This window comes from Acinetobacter indicus CIP 110367 (assembly GCF_000488255.1).
GTDB classification, from domain to species: Bacteria; Pseudomonadota; Gammaproteobacteria; order Pseudomonadales; family Moraxellaceae; genus Acinetobacter; species Acinetobacter indicus.
This window is the reverse complement of the sequence record NZ_KI530752.1, coordinates 1-3,033: the sequence shown is the minus strand read 5'-3', so window position 1 is coordinate 3,033 and position 3,033 is coordinate 1. Positions and strand designations below refer to the sequence as shown.

Here is a 3,033-nt window from a genome sequence, read left to right as displayed (position 1 = left end):
TTTTTTTTCGCTCAAAAGAAAGTTTACATCAAACTTATACGAAAGTTAAATCCTTAATTTTAAAGTAAAAACATATACCACAATTGGTATTTTAATACCCATATTTATGGGGAATTTACTATTCATAAACTAGATTAAATATTTATTAATCAAGTCGTTATAAGTATCAGGATTTACATTTTCCTTTCCGAACTCTTTCCCAACCGTCTCAAACAGATGCCTTAAAACTACGAACTGGAAGAAATTTTCCGCATAGTTTTCTTGTCTAGGCAAATAAGACAGCGTCAATGGCTGATAATATTCAGCCTTTCTTAGATTCGATTGTCCTTTCTTGTAGTGATAGCCGATAGCCTGCGTAAATAGCCGTCCGACTTGATGACGATTACCTTTAAACACGGTGTAATGTCGTAAATCAGCATTTAGCTGCTGCCATTTCCCGATGCCCACTGATTTATTAGGATTAGAAATTAAATCATTAATGATTTCTTTGTACTTTTTCTCAATTAAGTGAACTGTCGGTTCGTCATATCTCCATGTCCAAGTATAGTTTTTGTCACTCTTTTTACGATTTGAAGCATATTTTTTTGAGTTTTTGGTCGAGTGTGAAAGTCGAACTAGCTCGACATACTTACCACTGCCAAAATTGAGCTTTAAATAGGGTTTTTGAAGTACAAATTTGAACTTTTCCTGATCTCGAAAGTAGTCCTGGATAAGGCTTACTTCTCGTTGTTCTTTTTCACGATTCCAAACAATAGTTTCAGCCTCAGCTACCCGTTGTCCAGATAGGCGTGGTTTCAAACTTATTTGGCTAACCTGCGCGTTAAATTTATGAGTATTAGGCGTAGTAATAAGAAGCCAAAAATCAAAAATCGTACTGTTTACACGTTTTTGCACAATCAGGTCGGCAATAGGCTCTTTTTTAGTATTCAGTCGGTACGATCTCTGTCTTGGAGTTAGATCTAAGTAATATTTATCAGTTAATTTCTTAATCAGATTATCTATTTTTGGGAAAAAGAGATTGTCCTCCCCATCAACAGAAAAATGAGAATAAAAATAAGCGCCATGCCCGACCTTATCTACGATTTTCTGAGCTGTATAACGACTCATTGGGCTGTAATGAATCATTTTATTGTCACCAAGCAATATTTATAAAATTGTCATCAAACAATATTATAAAAAGGGGAGTGTAATCAAGCAATATTTAATATTGGTTAAAACCCTTAATTTATAAGGCTTTCATAAAAATTTAGTGACGAAGCCACTTTTACCAATGCCGAAGGCATTGGTCGGACTTAATTGACACAATTTGTCATCGTGCAATTAAGCGGTTCCTAGGTGACGATATTTACACCTGTTTTTACCTGCTATATGATGGAATTATTCATTGACTGAAGCAGTCTGACCAACTGCCTGACCATTTCGTTTTTACGATTTTGAGCAGGCGTCAGCCTGCTTAAAGCCATGTTTTTTTAGATAGCGCACGTTCCTCTACTAGCCATTTTGGGATGACCGATTGAGCGTACTACCTCTGAAGGGGGGTTCGGTACGATCTGATGGGCGCTGGAGTTTACTCTTTCGATCCAATCTTGCTGTGATTTTTCTTTATGACTTTTCACGGGGTTGGGCGACAAGGACACGGGAGCCTATAAGCAATCGAAAGATTGTGAAATGGTCGTTAGGTTAGATATAGCCTAGCTAGATGGTTGTTTACATCGAAAACCCTGTTCTAGCAATTACCGTGAGAACCTGACAGGAAGTTAAGGTTCGTTAATAACGGTTATGTATTGCGGCTCATGCACGTTGGAAACAACGGATAGGCGCAGTTCATAAGCACAACTGTAGGCGTTTGAGGTAACAGCGATGTTATCGGCTGCGGAGAGGAAACTTGGAAGCAGCGGCACCACTGAGTGAGATCAAGATCATCTCAAGCAAGGTGGGTCAACGGATAGCTCAAGCAGTATACATCGGGATGCATGAAATAATTCCATAATTGCCCGAGATACGTGTAGATCAAGAGCCATACGCTCAGATTTTTTCTGATTTGCCATATCCCCATTTTTTTAAGGAACCGCGTTGGGGGGAAACTGGAAGTGCAGGTCAGGAGAGAGAGCATTGGCGGTCTGGTCGTTAAGATTGCTAGAAATAACTTGGGAGTCTCTTATCTGCTGCTGTCATGGCATTGGTAGGGTAAGAGAGGGAGAGAAGATGAGTAGGGCGTATAAGGCATATAACTTGTTATATGTTGAAGTCGTGGCAAATATTGCTAAAACAATAGGCGAACTCAATTGCGATTGGCAGTCGTAATTGGTAAAGGGAGTCTAAACTCTATGTGATGTTTACATAGAGTGTTTCCGAAAGTTTGAGTCGGTTTTATGTTGTTATCTAAAAATGCGAAAAACTCGTTAAAGATGGTTTGGTCGCCATCGTTGTTTTGTTTGAGTCAGGATTGGTCTCCTGACTTATGCAAGACTAAACAACAGTCGAATGAAAGAATTGATGTGATATTTAGTCACTTTTAAAGTGCAACAGTCTTGTTAATCACCCCTCTGTTCAATAGTGCCGTGTGCTATCTCACTGGATAGTTTTAAAGTTTAGAAAAACTGATACAGCAGACATTCCAATCTGTGAGTTTTTACTCTTTTTTATTAAAGAAAGGGCGTACTGTGATGATGTTTAGACTGCCGATCTAAACTAATGTTAAACAGCGTGGTTACTACGTAATGTACTATTACTCTCTCGGTTTTCTTTGGCAAAGAAAGCGAAACGAGAGAGTGCCTAATTTTAGAAATAGCCTATGCAAATTTAAGAGCGTGGAACATATTTCAAATTGACCAATCTGACATTAAAACCCCCCTAAGAGGGGCTGCTATCTGATATGGCTACTTGGTACACCCATACTGCTCTAAATATTTTTCCCATCTAAACTTTGATGATGGCTTGGTATTAATTTCTAAGATTCGGTTTACGTATTAACTTAATCGCTGCACTGGGTTATGTATCGCCTTTTGAGTTTGAAGCAATGTACTATGATAA

1 protein-coding gene is annotated in these 3,033 nt (G+C 38.4%); it reads right to left on the bottom strand.

Going from position 1 to position 3,033, the window contains the following annotated elements; translation table 11 throughout:
- Window positions 1-129 precede the first annotated feature (129 nt).
- On the bottom strand, window positions 130-1,125 hold the full coding sequence (locus P253_RS04735; RefSeq protein WP_023274411.1) for a hypothetical protein: 996 nt from the start codon (window positions 1,123-1,125) through the stop codon (window positions 130-132).
- Window positions 1,126-3,033 lie beyond the last annotated feature (1,908 nt).